Raw genomic sequence first — 16351 nt, 5'->3', positions numbered from 1 at the left:
TGGCGGCCATGCTGCGGATCGGTCTGGCCATCGACGACGGGTTGGACCGACCGGACGGGGTGCAACAGATCATCCTGACCCTGGGGCGGCGGCTGACGGCGCTCGGGCACGAGGTGCACTACCTGACGTCGGCGACTGAGCGCACGGATCTGCCGCACCTGCACGTGCTGTCCCGCACCGTGGCGGTGAAGTTCAACGGCAACCGGCTCGGCACCCCGCTGCCGCTGCGTCGGTCCGCAGCCCGGGCGCTGCTGAACCGGCTGGATCTGGACGTGCTGCACGTGGCGATGCCGTACAGCCCGTTCCTGGCCGGACAGCTGGTGTCGGCGGCCGGGCCCCGGACGGCGGTGGTCGGCCAGTTCATGATCTACCCGCAGGACGCCCTCACCCGGTGGGGTATCCGGGCGCTCGGCGGCCTGGAACGTTCCCGGTTGCGGCGGTTCGACGCGCTGTCGGCGCTCTCCGAGGCGGCGCAGGAGTCGGCGGAGGGCGCCTATCACCGTCCGGTGCCGGTGATCGGAGCGCCGGTCGAGCTGCCCGAGCCGGTGGCGGTCACCCCCGCGACCGTGCCGCGCCTGGTGTTCCTGGGTCGACTGGTGGAGCGGAAGGGCCCCCGGGAGCTGATCGCCGCAGCGGGTGCGCTGCATCGCGGCGACCCGGAGCGGCCGTGGACGCTCACTCTGGCCGGTCGCGGGCCGCTGCTGGACGACCTGCGCGCAGCGGCGGAGCAGGAGGGGATCGGCGACCGGGTGGACTTCCCCGGGTTCGTCGCCGAAGAGGACAAGGACGCCCTGCTCGCCGGCGCCGATCTGGTGGTGCTGCCCTCGCTCGGCGGGGAGAGCTTCGGCATCTCGGTGGTCGAGGCCCAGGCGACCGCGACCGGTGTGGTGATCGCCGGGGACAACCCGGGCTACCGGACCACGATGGCCGGGCTGGAGTCGCAGCTGGTCGACCCGCGCGACACGACGGCGTTCGCGCGGCTGCTGGGGCGGTGGCTGGACGACCCGGCCGGCCGGTCGGCGGTGGTGCCCGCCCAGCGGGCGGCGGCGCAGCGGTTCGAGGCCGGGGCGATCACCGAGCGGACACTCGCCTGGTACGACGAGGCGCTGGCGGCCCGGCGCCGGCACTGAACGACGGAACGGCGGTGACCCGAGGGGCCACCGCCGTTCCGTCGTCGCAGGTCAGTCCTCGGACTTGCCGTTCGCGCTCGGTGTCGTCTTCTGCACCTGGAGCAGGAACTCCACGTTGGACTTGGTCTCGCGCAGCTTGCCGAGCAGCAGCTCGATCGCCTGCTGCTGGTCAAGCGCCCCCATCACGCGGCGCAGCTTCCAGATGATCTTCAGCTCGTCCGGAGCGATCAGGATCTCCTCGCGCCGGGTGCCGGAGGCGTTCACGTCGACCGCCGGGAAGATCCGCTTGTCGGCCAGCGACCGGGAGAGCCGCAGCTCCATGTTCCCGGTGCCCTTGAACTCCTCGAAGATGACCTCGTCCATCTTGGAACCGGTCTCCACCAGGGCGGAGGCCAGGATGGTGAGCGAGCCACCGTTCTCGATGTTGCGGGCAGCGCCGAAGAACCGCTTGGGCGGGTAGAGCGCCGAGGCGTCCACACCACCGGACAGGATGCGCCCGGAGGCCGGGGCCGCCAGGTTGTACGCCCGGGACAGGCGGGTCAGCGAGTCCAGCAGCACGACCACGTCCTGGCCCAGCTCGACCAGGCGCTTGGCGCGCTCGATGGCCAGCTCCGCGACCATGGTGTGGTCCGAGGCGGGGCGGTCGAAGGTCGAGGCGATGACCTCACCCTTGACCGTCCGCTCCATGTCGGTGACCTCCTCGGGGCGCTCGTCGACGAGCACGACCATGAGGTGGACCTCGGGGTTGTTCGCGGTGATCGCGTTGGCGATCTGCTGCATGATGATCGTCTTGCCGGCCTTCGGCGGCGCCACGATCAGACCGCGCTGGCCCTTGCCGATCGGCGCGACGATGTCGATCACCCGCGGGGTGATGTGCGTCTGGTCGTGCTCGAGCCGCAACCGGTCCTGCGGGTACAGCGGGGTCAGCTTGCTGAACTCCGGCCGCTGCTTGGCCAGCTCCGGGGACATGCCGTTGACGGTGTCCAGCCGGACCAGGGCGTTCGCCTTGTTCGGTCGGTTGTTCTGCTGCTGCGGCTGCTCCCCCTCGCGGGGGGCGCGGACGGCGCCGGTGATCGCGTCACCGCGGCGCAGGCCGGACTTGCGCACCTGACCGAGCGGCAGGTAGACGTCCCCGGAACCCGGCAGGTAGCCGGACGTCCGGATGAAGGCGTAGCTCTCCAGCACGTCGAGGATGCCGGCCACCGGGACCAGCACGTCGTCCTCGGTCAGCTCGACCTCGTCGTAGGAGTCCTGGCCGCCTCCGCCACGGCGGTTGCGCTTGGTGCGGTCGCGGTCGCGGTACCGGTCACGGGACCGGCGACGACGGCCACCGCGCTCGTCGTCGTCATCGCCACCCGGCGCGTTGTTCGGGTTGCGACCCTGGTTCGACTGGCCCTGGTTGCCCTGGCCGTCGTTCTGGCTGTCGCGCTGCTGGCCGTCGCGCGGGGACTGGTCGCCCTGCCGCCGCTGGCGCTGGCCGCGCTGCTCGCCGTCCTCGGCGCCGCGGTCCTGGCGGTCACGACGGTCGCCACCGGTCGGTCCCTCCGGCAGGGTCACGTCGATCACCGGTGCGCCGGTGCCCCGGCCCGCACGGCGGGAGCGACGCTCGCCACCCTCGGTGCCGGCGTTCTGACCGTGGGTGCCCTGCTGCCGGTCGAGGGCCGCCTCGAGCCCGGCGAGGGCGTCCTGCTGGGACGGAGCGTCCTGGGTCGCGGCGGCCGACCGCTTCGACCCGGCTCCGCGGCCGGTCTCCTGCGGCGCGGCGGAGTCCTCGGTGGCCGGGGCGTCGGCGGGGCGGGTGGCCCGGCGGCTGCGCTTCGGGGCGGGACCGGTCCCCTGCTGTCCGGATGCGTCGTTCGACGACGGGGCAGCCGCCTGGCTCGGGGCCGACTCGGCGGACTGCTGCGGCGCGGCAGCCTTCGCGCTCCGGGCAGCGGCACCGTCGCCGCCACCGGATCGGGACTGGATGGCGGCGACCAGGTCGCTCTTGGCCATCTTGGACGCACCCTTGACGCCCAGCTGGGCCGCCAGTGCCTTGAGCTCCGGCACCCGCAGGCCGGAGATGGAGCCGCCGGAGCGTGCGCTCGACGCGGACTCGATGGTGTCTGTCACGAAGGACCCTTCCCCCTCGTCAGGACCGGTGTCCGCCTCTGGGACACGGTCGGCGTCCACCTCACTCGGGGCGGATCGCAACGGAAGGCCGCACAGCACACGTCAGGGGCGACGCGGTATGTGGGGCGTGATGTTCCCGGCCGTGGCACGCGGTGTCCCACCCCTCCTGCGGCAGCAGATTGCCGGGAGAGAATCGGTGGGGTCCGTCGGACGATGTCCGGGGAACAGCGCGAGCATAGCACCGCGGGTTTTCAGGGCAGCCGTCGCCAGAGGGCGCCGTCGTCGCTCAGGCCCAGCCGCAGGATCCGCCAGCCACCCATCGCGCCCCCGAAGACCTCGTCCAGGGCCCGATCGGCGTCGGTCACCCGGTGATCCACCGGTCGTTCGTCACCGGCGGCGGTACGCCCGAACACCAGCACCGTCGGCCCGGCACCCGAGACCACGGCGGGCACCCCGTGCGCACGCAGCGCGTCGACCAACGCCAACGACTCCGGCATCACCGACCGGCGCTGCTGCTGGTGCAGCCGGTCACCGGTGGCGTCGAACAGCAGCTCCGGTCGCCGGCCCAGCGCCTCGACCAGCAGCGCCGCCCGGCCCGCCTGCCACGCGGCGTCCCCGTGCGCGACCTCGGCGGGCAGCACGCCGCGCGCATGGCTGGTGGACAGGCGGCTCGGCGGGACGACCGCGATCGGGACCACGGTCGGGTGCACGTCGATCCGGGTGGCCCGCACGGCCTGCCCCTCGGACCAGGCCAGGGTGGCGCCGCCGAGCAGTGCCGGGGCGGCGTTGTCCGGGTGCCCCTCCAGCTCGGTGGCCAGGCGCAGCACCACGTCGTCGTCCAATGCCTCCGGCTCGGCGACCAGCGCACGGGCGGCGAGCAGACCGGCGACCACCGCGGCCGCCGACGATCCCAGGCCGCGGCCGTGCGGGATCCGGTTCCGGCACACCAGGTGCACCCCGGTGCGCGGCGCACCGACGTGGTCCAGTGCATGGTGCAGCGCCCGCACCACCAGGTGATCGGCTCCGGTCGGGAGGTCGTCCGCCCCTTCGCCGACCACATCCACCTGCACCTCGGAGGCCCCCAGCGCCCGCACCTCGACGTCGTCGTACAGCCCCAGGGCCATCCCGGCGGTGTCGAATCCCGGGCCGAGGTTGGCGCTCGTCGCCGGCACCCGCACCCGGGCCCGGTCAGCTCCCAGTCGCATCGAGGGCCTCAGCCGAGATCCAGGGCGGCGGCGATCTCCATCACGTCCGGCCGCACCCGCACGGTCTCGACCTCGGTGCCGTCCGCGGTGCGCAGCGCCCACTGCGGGTCCTTCAGGCCGTGACCGGTGACCGTGATGACGATCCGGGCACCGGCGGGGACCCGACCCTGCTCGGCGGCGGCCAGCACCCCGGCGACCCCGGCGGCGGAGGCCGGCTCGACGAACACCCCGACCTGCGAGGACAGGATGCGGTGCGCCTGCAGGATCTGCTCGTCGCTCACGGCCTCGATCAGACCACCGGAGACGTCCCGCGCCTGCTCGGCCTGCGCCCAGGACGCCGGGTTGCCGATCCGGATCGCGGTGGCGATGGTCTCCGGCTCGGTGATCGGGTACCCGGCCACGATCGGGGCGGCGCCGGCGGCCTGGAAACCCCACATCTGCGGCGTCCGGGTGGCCACGGCCGGGAGATCGGCACCGGCGTCCAGCCCGGCGTACTCGCGGTAGCCCTTCCAGTACGCAGTGATGTTCCCGGCGTTCCCCACCGGCAGCGCGTGGATGTCCGGCGCGTCGCCGAGGGCGTCGACCACCTCGAAGGCACCGGTCTTCTGGCCCTCGATCCGGTCCGGGTTCACCGAGTTGACCAGCTCCACCGGGTACGCCTCGGCCAGCTTGCGGGCGGCGATCAGGCAGTCGTCGAAGTTCCCGTCCACCTGCAGCAGCCGGGCGCCGTGCGCGACTGCCTGGCTCAGCTTGCCCATCGCGATCTTGCCGTCCGGCACCAGCACCGCGCACAGCATCCCGGCGTGGGTGGCGTAGGCGGCGGCCGAGGCGGAGGTGTTGCCGGTGGACGCGCAGACGACCGCCTTCGCTCCTCGACCGGCGGCGGCGGACATCGCGGTGGTCATGCCGCGGTCCTTGAACGACCCGGTCGGGTTCATGCCCTCGACCTTGACCCAGACCTCGGCGCCGGTGAGCTGCGACAGCGCCAGGGCCGGGACCAGCGGCGTGCCGCCCTCCCCCAGGGTGATCACGCGCTCGCGCACATGCGCCGGCAACCGGTCGGCGTACTCCGCGATCACGCCACGCCACTGCTGTGCCATCAGACTCCCTCAACCCTCAGGACGGACACGACCTCGCGCACGGAGTCGTGCTCGGCGATCGCGGCGACGGTGGCCGACAGCGCGGCCTCGGTCGCCTCATGTGTGGTGATCACCAGCCGGGCCAGCGTGGCACGGCCTGCCTCGGCGGGCTCGGCACTCTGCCGGACCGCCTCGATCGACACCCCGTGCTCGGCGAGCACGGTGGCCACCTGCGCCAGCACCCCGGGGCGGTCGGTGACGTCGATCCGGATCTGGTACCGGGTGCGGGCGGAGCGGGCCGGGAGCACCGGCAGGTCCGCGTAGAACGACTCGGCCGGGCCGCGGCCACCGTGCACCCGGTGCCGGGCGGCGGACACCAGGTCACCGAGCACCGCCGACGCGGTCGGCGCACCCCCGGCGCCGCGGCCGTAGAACATCAGCTCCCCAGCCGCCTCCGCCTCGACGAAGACCGCGTTGAACGCACCCCGCACCCCCGCCAACGGGTGCGCGGTCGGCACCAGGGCCGGGTGCACCCGCACCTGCACGCCCTCGGGACCGTCACCGTCGGCGGGGCGGTGCTCGGCGATGGCGAGCAGCTTGACCACGTGGCCGGTCCGGGCGGCCCAGGCGACGTCCTCGGCGGTGACGGCGGTGATGCCCTGCCGGTCGACGTCGGCGAGGGACACCCGGGTGTGGAATGCCAGGGACGCCAGGATCGCGGCCTTCGCCGCGGCGTCGTACCCCTCGACATCGGCGGTCGGATCGGCCTCGGCGTACCCGAGCTGCTGCGCCTCGGCCACCGCGGCGTCGAAGTCCAGGCCGTCGGAGGCCATCCGGTCGAGGACGAAGTTGGTGGTGCCGTTCACGATGCCGAGCACCCGGCGCACCCGGTCGCCGGTCAGCGACTCCCGCACCGGTCGGACCAGCGGGATCGCCCCGGCGACGGCCGCCTCGAAGTACACGTCGACCCCGGCGGCGTCCGCGGCCGCGTACAGGGTCGGACCGTCCTCGGCCAGGAGCGCCTTGTTCGCGGTGACCACCGAGGCGCCGCCCCGGATCGCACGCAGCAGCAGGCTGCGGGCAGGTTCGATGCCGCCGACCACCTCGACCACGACGTCCGCGGCGTCCACCAGGGACTCGGCGTCCTCGGTCACCAGCGCCGGGTCCACCACGGGGTCGCGCGGCGTCGCCGTGTTCCGGACCGCGATCCCGACCAGGTGCAGCGGCGCGCCGACCCGGGCCGCGAGGTCGTCGGCCTGCGTGGTCAGCAGCCGCACCACCTCGGTGCCCACCACCCCACAGCCGAGCAGGGCGACCCGCACCGGGGTGCGGTCGGGTGCGGCGGCGGGCGGGTACTGAGCAGTCACCGGGTCTCCGTTCAGATCGGGCCGAGCCGGGTCCGCGCCGACCGGGGTCGCGCTGGTCCGGTGCGGGCACGAGTGGCCGTCGCCCAGGATAGGGGGGCCGGGTGGCGGTCGAGGCGGGTATCCACAGCGTGGGCGGGCGGGTTACGGGAGCTCGGGTCTGAGGCCGGGGGCGTGGCGGTCGACCAGGTTGCAGACGCCCGCGGTAAATCGGGGTAGCGCGAAGGAGACCACCCGGTGGATCTGTGTCTCGTCCACCTCGTCGCACACGTGCGCGATGGCATTCCGGGTAGCGCGGATGCGCGGCCACTCCGCGCCGAACTCCGCGACCAGCCATTCCGCTGGAACCCGCGACAGCGCCTCGATGGCGGCCGAGAGGCGCATGCACACGGCGTCGAACGTCATCGATGCACTGAGGTCACTCCCGTCCAAGTACTGCTCCAGGACGGCGAGGTGGTCGAGCGTCAGGCCGAGGTTGTCGACCGGGTTCCGGCTCACAGCGGCACCGCCTCGGCCAACGCCTTGCGAGCGATCCGCGGCCACAGCGAGCGAGCGTTCGCCACGTCGACCGGTCGCCCGAGCTCCTCCTCCAGCTGCAACTTCAACCCGGAGACCTCGAACAACCCCATCGTCGGGCCGTAGTCGAAGAGAAGGTCGATGTCCGAGTCGTTGTCGTCCTCGCCTCGCGCCACCGACCCGAACACCCGGACGTTACTGGCGCCGTGCGCCTCGGCGATCCGCACGATCTGCTCGCGCTTGTCCCGCAGCACCCAGGTGAGAGTGCTGCTGGGGCGGCGTCGCACCCGAGCCGGAGCCGCGATGGCCGCGCCGTCCGGACCTGCGGTAGCAGCGGCCTCGACTGCGGGAGCCACAAGCGCAGCCGGGGCGGTATCCGCACCAGGCGGCCCTTCGGCCGCGGTGGCCTCCGGGACGTCTTCATCGGCCTGCTGGCGGGCGCGCGTCCCCTCGTCCGCGGGATCGATGCCGTGCGGATCGCCCACCGCGTAGTCCACCAGCACCGGTGGGTTCGCCCGCAGCAGCCGGGCGACCTCGGGCTGACTGCGTCCGACCGCCGCCGCGATCCTGCGCTGGCTCCAGCCGAACGTCGATGCCTGCCGGACGGCTCGGGTGAGCGCGCGGTTCGCCTCGGCGCGGAGCCGTGCGACGTAGTCGTCGACGTCCTGCAGGTAGTCGAACAGCGCGCCGTCCACCCCGGGATCGAGCGCCGGGTCCACTGGCTCGGGCATGGTGCACCTCCTCCGTGATAGGAGATGATATCAACCGAGGTCGAGGCCCAACAGGTCCTCTTCGGTCTCGCGTCGGATCAGCACCCGGGCAGCACCCTCGCGCACGGCGACCACCGGGGGCCGGGGCACGTGGTTGTAGTTGGACGCCATCGATCGGCCGTAGGCGCCGGTGGCCGCGACCGCTAGGAGGTCTCCGGCGCGGGTGTCGACCGGGAGTTGGACCTCGTGCACCACGATGTCCCCGCTCTCGCAGTGCTTGCCGACCACCCGGGCGAGCATGGTGTCGGCGGAGCCGGGGCGGTTCATCAGCGCGGCGGTGTAGTGCGCGCCGTAGAGCGCCGGACGGATGTTGTCGCTCATCCCGCCGTCGACGGAGACATAGGTGCGGACCCGTCCGTCGTCGATCCGGACCGGCTTCACGGTGCCGACCCGGTAGAGCGTCAGGGTGGTGGGGCCGACGATGGTCCGGCCCGGCTCGAAGGACAGCCGGGGGGCGGGGGTGCCCAGCTCGGCGCAGGCGTCGGTGACGGCGGCGGCGATGTCCTTCGCCATCCGCTCCGGATCCAACGGCACCTCGCCCGGCAGGTAGGCGATGCCGAAGCCACCACCCAGATCGACCTCGGGCACCAGGACGCCGGTGCGGGCGGCCAGTTCGGCGCGCAGGGCGAGGACCGCCCGGGCGGCGACGGTGAAACCCTCGGGATCGAGGATCTGCGACCCGATGTGCGAGTGGATGCCGAGCAGGCGCAGTTCGGGCAGCTCGACCGCACGCAGCAGGGCGGTCAGGGCGGGCGAGTCGTCCCCGGCGATGGACAGCCCGAACTTCTGGTCCTCGTGGGCGGTGGAGATGAACTCGTGCCCACCGGCGTGCACCCCGGTGGTGACGCGGATCATCACCGGGGCGGGGTCGCCGCCACGCTCGCGGACCAGCGCGGCGATCCGGTCCAGCTCGGGCAGGGAGTCGACGATGATCCGGCCGACTCCGGCGTCCAGTGCCCGCACCAGCTCGGTGTCCGACTTGTTGTTGCCGTGCAGCCCGATGTCGCTGCCGGGCAGCCCCGCCCGGAGGGCCACGGCGAGCTCGCCGCCGGTGGAGGTGTCCACCCGCAGCCCCTCCTCGTGCGCCCAGCGGGCGACCGCGACCGACAGGAATGCCTTGCCCGCGTAGTAGATGTCGACCTCCCCGAACGCCGCCTCGAAGGCGGTGCGCAGGGTGCGGGCGCGGGTGCGGAAGTCGTCCTCGTCCAGCACGTACGCCGGGGTGCCGTGGCTCGCCGCCAGCTCGCGCAGGTCGATCCCGGCGACCGAGACGGCCCCGTCCTGTCCACGGACCGCCGAGGCGGGCCAGGGCAGGCCGAGACCCGCGGTCACATCCGCTCCGGAGCGGAGACGCCGAGCAGGTCCAGACCGTTGGCGAGCACCTGGCGGGTGGCGTCGTTCAGCCACAGCCGGGTGCGGTGCTCGTCGGAGACCTGCTCGTCGCCGAAGGGGACCACGCGCCGCTTCTGGTCGTACCACTTGTGGTAGCCACCGGCGACGGTCTCCAGGTAGCGGGCCACCCGGTGCGGCTCGCGCAGCTCGGCCGCCTGGGCGATCACCCGCGGGAACTCGGCCAGCAGCCCGAGCAGCGAGGACTCCGCCGGGTGGTCGAGCAGCGCGGCGTCGAAGCCGTCCTCCCGGCGCACCCCGGCCTCGGCCGCGTTGCGGCCCACGCTGGCGGTGCGGGAGTGGGCGTACTGGACGTAGAACACCGGGTTCTCGTTGGTGGCGGTGGACAGCAGGTCCAGGTCCAGGTCGATGCTGGAGTCCACCGACGACCGCGCGAGGGAGTAGCGCGCGGCGTCGACACCGACCGCCTCGACCAGGTCGTCGAGCGCGACGACGGTGCCGGCCCGCTTGGACATCCGCACCGGCTGCCCGTCCTTGACCAGGTTGACCATCTGGCCGATCAGGATCTCCAGGTTGACCCCCGGGGTGTCGCCGAAGGCGGCGCAGGCCGCCATCATCCGGCCGATGTACCCGTGGTGGTCCGCGCCGAGCATCATGATCGCCCGGTCGAAGCCCCGCTCGCGCTTGTCCAGGTAGTAGGCCAGGTCGCCCGCGATGTACGCGGCCTCCCCGTCCGACTTCACGATCACCCGGTCCTTGTCGTCACCGAAGTCGGTGGTCCGCAGCCAGATCGCGCCGTCGGACTCGAAGATGTGGCCCAGCTCGCGCAGGCGGGTCACCGCACGGTCGACGGCGCCGGACTCGTGCAGGGAGTCCTCGTGGAAGTAGACGTCGAAGTCGACGCCGAAGTCGTGCAGCGCCTTCTTGATCTCGTCGAACATCAGGTCGACGCCGCGGGCGCGGAAGACCTCCTGCGCCTGGTCGTCCGGCAGTTCGCGCGGGTCGGTGTGCCCGGCGGCGAGCTCGTCGGCGATCACCCGGTCGGCGATGTCCTGGATGTACTGACCGCCGTAGCCGTCCTCCGGCGCCTCCTGGCCCTGGGCGCGGGCCAGCAGCGACCGGGCGAAGCGGTCGATCTGCGCGCCGTGGTCGTTGAAGTAGTACTCGCGGGTGACGTCGGCGCCGGCCGCGGTGAGGATCCGCGCCAGGCTGTCGCCGACCGCCGCCCAGCGCGCGCCGCCGATGTGGATCGGTCCGGTCGGGTTGGCGGAGACGAACTCCAGGTTCACCTTCTGACCGGCCTGGCTCTCGCTGCGACCGTAGGCGGCACCGGCGTCCACGATGGAGCGGGCCAGCTCACCGGCGGCGGCGGCGTCCAGGGTGATGTTGAGGAAGCCCGGTCCGGCGATGTCGACCTTGGCGATGCCCGGCACCTCGGCCAGCCGACGGGTCAGCTCCTCGGCGAACGCCCGCGGGTTCATCCCGGCCTTCTTGGCGAGCTGCAGCGCGACGTTGGTCGCCCAGTCGCCGTGCTCGCGCTGCCGGGGTCGCTCCACGTGCACGGTGTCGGGCAGGTCGTCGGTGGCCAGGGCGAAGGTGCCGTCGGCCACCGCCGCGGTGAGGGCGGCGTGCAGGGAGGCGGAGAGTTCAGCGGGAGTCACCGGAGCAGGATATCCGGTGCGATCACGCCGTTTCGTGCGGCTTCGGCGCCCAGGAGTCCTCGAGGAACACCGGGCGGCAGGCGACCACCGCGCCGGCGAGCAGGACGACCAGGGTGCCGATCAGGAAGATCAGCGGCCAGGTCCACTCGCCGGTGGCGTCGTAGAGCACCCCGATCAGCAGCGGCCCGACCGCGGCGATCGCGTACCCGATCCCCTGGGTGAAGCCGGACAGCGAGGCGGCACCGGCCGAGGTGCGGGTGCGCAGGTTGATCAGCGCCAGCAGCAGCGGGAAGGCACCCGGCCCGAGGCCGCCGACCAACACCCAGAGCCACACCGGCCCGGACGGGTGCACCAGCAGCCCGATGTAGCTGAACAGCCAGCACGCGACGAAGAAGATCACCATGCCGATCGGGTTGCGCATCTTGGTGGCGGCGATCGGGGCGATCAGCGCGGGCGGCAGACCGAGGATCGCGTAGATGCTCAGCCAGGTCCCCGCCGAGTGCGGCGAGGTGCCCGAGTCGATCAGGATCTGCGGCAGCCAGGCGAACATCGCGTAGGACCCCAGGGAGTTCATCGCGAAGGTGACGCCCATCCCCCAGGCCAGCGGACTGCGGTACACCCGGCCGCCCGAGCGGTGCCGACTGGTCAGCGCGGGGGTGGTGGCCGGGCCACGGCGCAGCAGCCCGGACAGTTCGGCGCGGGTGGCCGCCGAGCGGATCACCACGACCAACCACGGCAGCGCCGCCAGGATGCCGACCGCCGCCCAGATCGACAGCGCCGGACGCCAGCCCACCCGGTCGGCCACCGGCACCACGACGGCGGCGGGCAGGGCGGTGCTCACGCTCAGGGTGACCGAGTACGCCGAGGTCACCACGCCGACCCGATCCGGGAAGTACCGCTTCACCAGCGGGGGCAGCAGGACGTTGCCCATCCCCATCCCGGCCAGCGCGACCAGGGTCCACACCAGGAACCCGGTGGAGGAGTGCGCGGTGGACCGGACGATCTCCCCCGCCGCCGACAGTGCCATCGCGGCGATCAGCAGCGGTTCCAGACCGACCCGGCGGGCCAGCAGCGGGGTCAGCGCGCCGAAGACGGCGAAGGAGGCGACCGGGATGGTGCCGAGCAGCCCGGCCTGGGTGGCCGACAGCGCGACGTCCGCTCGGACCAGCTCCAGGATCGGCGACACCGACGCGACGGCGATCCGCAGGTTCAGGGCGACCAGCAGCACGCCGATCAGGACCACGAACCGCCCACGCCACGGACGCAGCTCGGGTTGCGTGCTCATCGATGCTCCGGGATCTGGCTCAAGGTGGCGGCTGGGGGCGGCCGTCGTGTTGAATCGCCGCACACCTGACCTGGGAGAGTACCCGCATGATGCGTCGCACCGGTTTGATCGACTCGACGGTGGCCCAGCTCCGGGAGCGGATCTCCACCGGTGAGTGGCCGGTCGGCACCCGCATCCCCGCCGAGCCCGCCCTGGTCGAGCTGCTGGGGGTCGGTCGGAACACGGTGCGCGAGGCGGTGCAGTCCCTGGTGCACTCGGGTCTGGTCGAGCGCCGCCAGGGTTCGGGCACCTACGTGCTCAGCGCCTCCGAGCTGGCGGTGACCTTCTCCCGGCAGATCGCGGACGCCCGGCAGCGCGACGTGGTCGAGGTCCGCCGGTCGCTGGAGGTGGAGGCGGCGCGCCTGGCCGCCAAGCGCCGCACCACCTCGGACGTCGCCTCGATCACCGCGCTGCGGGAGGCCCGTGCCGAGGCGTACGCGGCGCACGCCCTGGACCGGATGGTCTCCGCCGATCTGGCCCTGCACCGCGCGATCGCCCGCGCGGCCCGCAACCCGGTGCTGCTGTCGCTGTACGAGAGCCTGATCGACGCGATCTCGGAGAACATCCGGTTCAACTTCGCTCAGGTGCTGCAGGACGGCGACAACCACGACGGGCTGGTCGACGCGATCGTCCGCGGCGACGTGGCCACAGCGGTGAACGAGACCTCCGACTACCTGTCCGGGCTGCTCGGCGAGGAGTGACACGAGGACCCCTGACGTGCTGGTAGTGTCATGCCTCGTTCCGCCCTCGTAGCTCAGTGGATAGAGCGTCTGCCTCCGGAGCAGAAGGTCGTAGGTTCGAATCCTATCGAGGGCACCCGCGCATGAGGCCCGGCATCGACTGATGCCGGGCCTTCGTCGTCCCGTGCCCTGTTGCATCCCTGCTCAGCCCCAGTACGTTCGATGGATGCGTACCGCACATGTGATCACCGCCACCCTTGCCGCCGCCGTCCTGTCGCTGGCCGCGTGCGGCCCGGCCGACGACGATGACAGCGCGACCGATGTGTACCCGGCACCGGCCGACACGGAGGGAACCACGCCGCAGTCGACGGCGACCTCGACGCCGACCGGCGGCAGCGAGCAGGACACCGCCTACGACATCCAGACCTACGAGGCGACCTGGCTGGTGACCACCGCCGAGGGCGCCGTCACCACGGTGGACGACCCGTCGGTGTCCGAGGTGCCCAGCACCTGGACGATCGCCTCCGGTGGCACCGACGGGATGGTGCAGCTGGTGTCCAGCGCGACCACCGACGACCAGGAGATGTGCCTGACCCTTCCGGGCGCCGACGTGGTGTCGGTGAACCCGTGCGACCCGGCCGATGCCGGACAGTGGCTGCGGCTCGGGGAGCTCGATCAGCCGGAGCAGGTGAACATCTCCAACGAGAACGGCTACCTGGTGTCCGACCCGGAGGGTGGCGTGACGGTGGCGGCCGACCCGTCCAGCCCGGCGAGCGTGTTCACCCTGGTCGAGAGCGCCGCCGCCGCCGACAGCTGACCTGTCTAGGCTGGCCCGGTGCAGCAGCCGTTGACCAGCAGCGAAGTCGCCGACCGGGTCGCCCGGGGTGCGGTGAACCGGGTCGAACGCGTCACCAGCCGCAGCGCGCGCGACATCGTGGTGGCGAATGTGTTCACCCGGGTCAACGCGATCTACTTCATCCTGTTCGGAGTCGTCGCCTCGACCGGGCACTGGTTCGACGGGCTGTTCGGCCTGCTGATCGTGGTGAACAGCGCGGTCGGGATGGTGCAGGAGATCCGGGCCAAGCGAACGCTGGACCGGCTGGCGATCCTGAACGCCTCGACGGTCACGGTGTGCCGGGCCGAGGGCGCCGTGCAGCTCGACCCGGCCGAGATCGTGGTCGACGACGTGGTCGAGGTGGCGGCCGGTGACCAGGTGCCGGTGGACGGCGAACTGCTGGCCAGCGCCGGCCTGGAGGTCGACGAGTCGCTGCTGACCGGGGAGTCGGACGCCCTGGCCCCGGCGGTCGGCTCCCGGCTGCTGTCCGGCAGCGTCGTGGTGGCGGGCAGCGGTCGGCTGTGGGCGACCCGAGTCGGTGCGGACGCCTATGCCGCGCAGCTGGCCCGGGAGGCGGCGGCCTACTCGGCGCCGTCCTCCGGTCTGCGCGCCGGGATCGACACCATCCTGAAATACCTGACCTGGGTGCTGATCCCGGTCGGCGCGCTGATGATCTGGAACCAGCTGACCCAGACCGACCTGCCGTGGAGCGACGCGCTGCGCGGGATGGTGGCGGCGCTGGTGCCGATGGTGCCGGAGGGTCTGGTGCTGATGACCAGTGTGGCGATGGCGGTCGGCGTGATCCGGCTCGGGCAGCGCCAGTGCCTGGTTCAGGATCTGCCCGCGATGGAGGCGCTGGCCCGGGTGGATGTGGTCTGCCTGGACAAGACCGGGACGCTGACCGAGGACGGGATGCGGGTCCGGGAGCTGGTGGTGCTGGACGGCGACGACGCCGACGCCCGCGCGGCCCTGGCCTTGATCGGGGCGGGCGAGAACCGGCCGAACGCGAGCATGCAGGCGATCCTGGAGGCGACCGACCCGAATCCCGCACCGACCCAGGCCCGGGTGCCGTTCTCCTCGGCCCGGCGCTGGGCCGCGGCGCAGACGGCGACGACGACCTGGGTGGTCGGCGGACCGGACGTGGTCCTGCCCGGGCACCCGGCGCTGGATCGGGCGGCGGAGGAATCGGCACAGGGCCGGCGGGTGCTCGCCCTGGCCCGGTCGGCGCAACCCCTGACGGACCACACGCTGCCGGGTGACCTGCACGCTGTCGCCCTGGTGGTGCTGGACCAGCGGGTCCGACCGGAGGCGGCCGACACGCTGCGCTTCTTCACCGAGCAGGGCGTGACGCTGAAGGTGATCTCCGGTGACGCACCGGTGGCCGTCGGCGCGGTGGCCGCCCAGGTCGGGTTGCCGACCGAGCACACCGTGGACGGCCGCGACCTGCCGACCGACGACCAGGCACTGGGCCGGGTGGCCGAGGAGTCGACCGTCTTCGGCCGGGTGCGTCCCGATCAGAAGCGGGAACTGGTGCGCGCCCTGACCGCCCAGGGGCACACGGTGGCGATGACCGGCGACGGCGTGAACGACGTGCTGGCGATGAAGGAGGCGGATGTCGGCGTCGCGATGGGCAGCGGCAGCCCGGCCGCGCGGGCGGTCTCCCGGTTGGTGCTGCTGGACTCGTCCTTCGCGACGCTGCCGCACGTGGTGGCCGAAGGTCGCCGGGTGGTGGCGAACATCGAACGGGTCGCCACCCTGTTCCTGTCCAAGACGGTGTACTCGGTGCTGCTCGCCCTGGTGGTGGCGGTCACCGCGGTGCCGTTCCCGCTGCTGCCCCGGCACATCACCCTGATCGCCTGGTTTACCATCGGGATCCCCGCGGCGGTGCTGGCCCTCGCGCCGAACCGCGAGCCCGCCCGGGACGGCTTCGTCGGCCGGGTCCTGACCGCTGCGATCCCCGGCGGCCTGGCGGTGGCGGTCGCCGCGTACGGCGGCTACGCGGTGGCCCGCTCGGTGATCGGCACCGGGACCGGGACCGCCGTACTGACCGCGACCGCCGCGTTCCTCGCGCTGGTGGTGGTGGCCTTCGACATCCTGATCGACGTCGCCCGGCCGCTGCGGCCGTGGAAGGTCGGTCTCCTGGTGGCGATGATCGGCGCGATGACCGCCGTGGTGGTGATCCCGCTCGGGCAGCGGATGTTCCAACTGGATCCGACGGACGGCCGGGTGCTGGCGATCGCGGGGGTGGCGGCGCTGGTCGGGCTGGTGCTGCGCCGGGTCGCGCGGGTCGCGGTCCGGGCGATCGTGACGCGGCGGAGCTGACGC

The 16351-nt window shown here is 72.7% G+C and carries 13 protein-coding genes and 1 tRNA gene; 5 read left to right on the top strand and 9 right to left on the bottom strand.

From position 1 onward, the window contains the following. The first annotated feature begins 8 nt into the window (after positions 1-8). Positions 9-1130, top strand: coding sequence for a glycosyltransferase family 4 protein (locus HGK68_RS04115; protein WP_169164812.1), 1122 nt, complete (start codon positions 9-11; stop codon positions 1128-1130). A gap of 51 nt (positions 1131-1181) precedes the next feature. On the opposite strand, the gene rho is transcribed toward HGK68_RS04115, so the two are convergent. From rho to HGK68_RS04070, 9 genes are all read right to left on the bottom strand, one after another. Further along, complete coding sequence (rho, locus tag HGK68_RS04110; protein WP_169164811.1) at positions 1182-3242, bottom strand: transcription termination factor Rho; 2061 nt, start codon at positions 3240-3242, stop codon at positions 1182-1184. A 251-nt stretch (positions 3243-3493) separates the two neighbouring features. Then, positions 3494-4447, bottom strand: a complete 954-nt coding sequence (gene thrB / locus HGK68_RS04105; protein ID WP_169164810.1) for a homoserine kinase — start codon at positions 4445-4447, stop codon at positions 3494-3496. Positions 4448-4455: 8 nt separating this feature from the next. Continuing rightward, positions 4456-5547 (bottom strand): threonine synthase, encoded by a 1092-nt coding sequence (gene thrC / locus HGK68_RS04100; RefSeq protein WP_169164809.1) that lies wholly within the window; start codon positions 5545-5547, stop codon positions 4456-4458. Further along, the gene (locus HGK68_RS04095; protein WP_169164808.1) at positions 5547-6893 is read right to left on the bottom strand and encodes a homoserine dehydrogenase; all 1347 of its coding nucleotides are present in this window, start codon (positions 6891-6893) and stop codon (positions 5547-5549) included. The genes thrC and HGK68_RS04095 overlap by 1 nt, the downstream gene beginning before the upstream one ends. Positions 6894-7034: 141 nt before the next feature. Then, positions 7035-7388 (bottom strand): HepT-like ribonuclease domain-containing protein, encoded by a 354-nt coding sequence (locus HGK68_RS04090; protein WP_169164807.1) that lies wholly within the window; start codon positions 7386-7388, stop codon positions 7035-7037. Further along, the gene (locus HGK68_RS15920; RefSeq protein ID WP_206155801.1) at positions 7385-8137 is read right to left on the bottom strand and encodes a nucleotidyltransferase family protein; all 753 of its coding nucleotides are present in this window, start codon (positions 8135-8137) and stop codon (positions 7385-7387) included. The genes HGK68_RS04090 and HGK68_RS15920 overlap by 4 nt, the downstream gene beginning before the upstream one ends. A 30-nt stretch (positions 8138-8167) precedes the next feature. Next, positions 8168-9508, bottom strand: a complete 1341-nt coding sequence (gene lysA, locus HGK68_RS04080) for a diaminopimelate decarboxylase (RefSeq protein WP_169164806.1) — start codon at positions 9506-9508, stop codon at positions 8168-8170. Then, entirely contained in the window at positions 9505-11187 is a 1683-nt protein-coding gene (gene argS, locus HGK68_RS04075; RefSeq protein ID WP_169164805.1) for an arginine--tRNA ligase, read from the bottom strand. Before argS ends, lysA begins: the two co-directional genes overlap by 4 nt. A gap of 22 nt (positions 11188-11209) precedes the next feature. Beyond that, complete coding sequence (locus tag HGK68_RS04070; RefSeq protein WP_169164804.1) at positions 11210-12472, bottom strand: CynX/NimT family MFS transporter; 1263 nt, start codon at positions 12470-12472, stop codon at positions 11210-11212. Positions 12473-12558: 86 nt separating this feature from the next. Between HGK68_RS04070 and HGK68_RS04065 the strand changes: the two genes are divergently transcribed. The 4 genes from HGK68_RS04065 (at position 12559) to HGK68_RS04050 (ending at position 16348) form a co-directional block, all read left to right on the top strand. Beyond that, positions 12559-13212 carry a FadR/GntR family transcriptional regulator gene (locus HGK68_RS04065; protein ID WP_169164803.1) on the top strand — a complete coding sequence of 218 codons (654 nt, stop codon included), beginning with the start codon at positions 12559-12561 and terminating at the stop codon, positions 13210-13212. A gap of 42 nt (positions 13213-13254) precedes the next feature. Beyond that, positions 13255-13327 (top strand) — tRNA-Arg (locus HGK68_RS04060). 90 nt (positions 13328-13417) lie between these two features. Further along, entirely contained in the window at positions 13418-14008 is a 591-nt protein-coding gene (locus tag HGK68_RS04055) for a hypothetical protein (protein ID WP_169164802.1), read from the top strand. Between the two features lie 18 nt (positions 14009-14026). Next, on the top strand, positions 14027-16348 hold the full coding sequence (locus HGK68_RS04050; RefSeq protein ID WP_169164801.1) for an HAD-IC family P-type ATPase: 2322 nt from the start codon (positions 14027-14029) through the stop codon (positions 16346-16348). Positions 16349-16351: the final 3 nt, after the last annotated feature.

Origin of the sequence: Cellulomonas taurus (genome assembly GCF_012931845.1) — a bacterium.
Taxonomy (GTDB): Bacteria; Actinomycetota; Actinomycetes; order Actinomycetales; family Cellulomonadaceae; genus Cellulomonas; species Cellulomonas taurus.
This window is presented reverse-complemented; position numbering and strand designations above follow the sequence as displayed.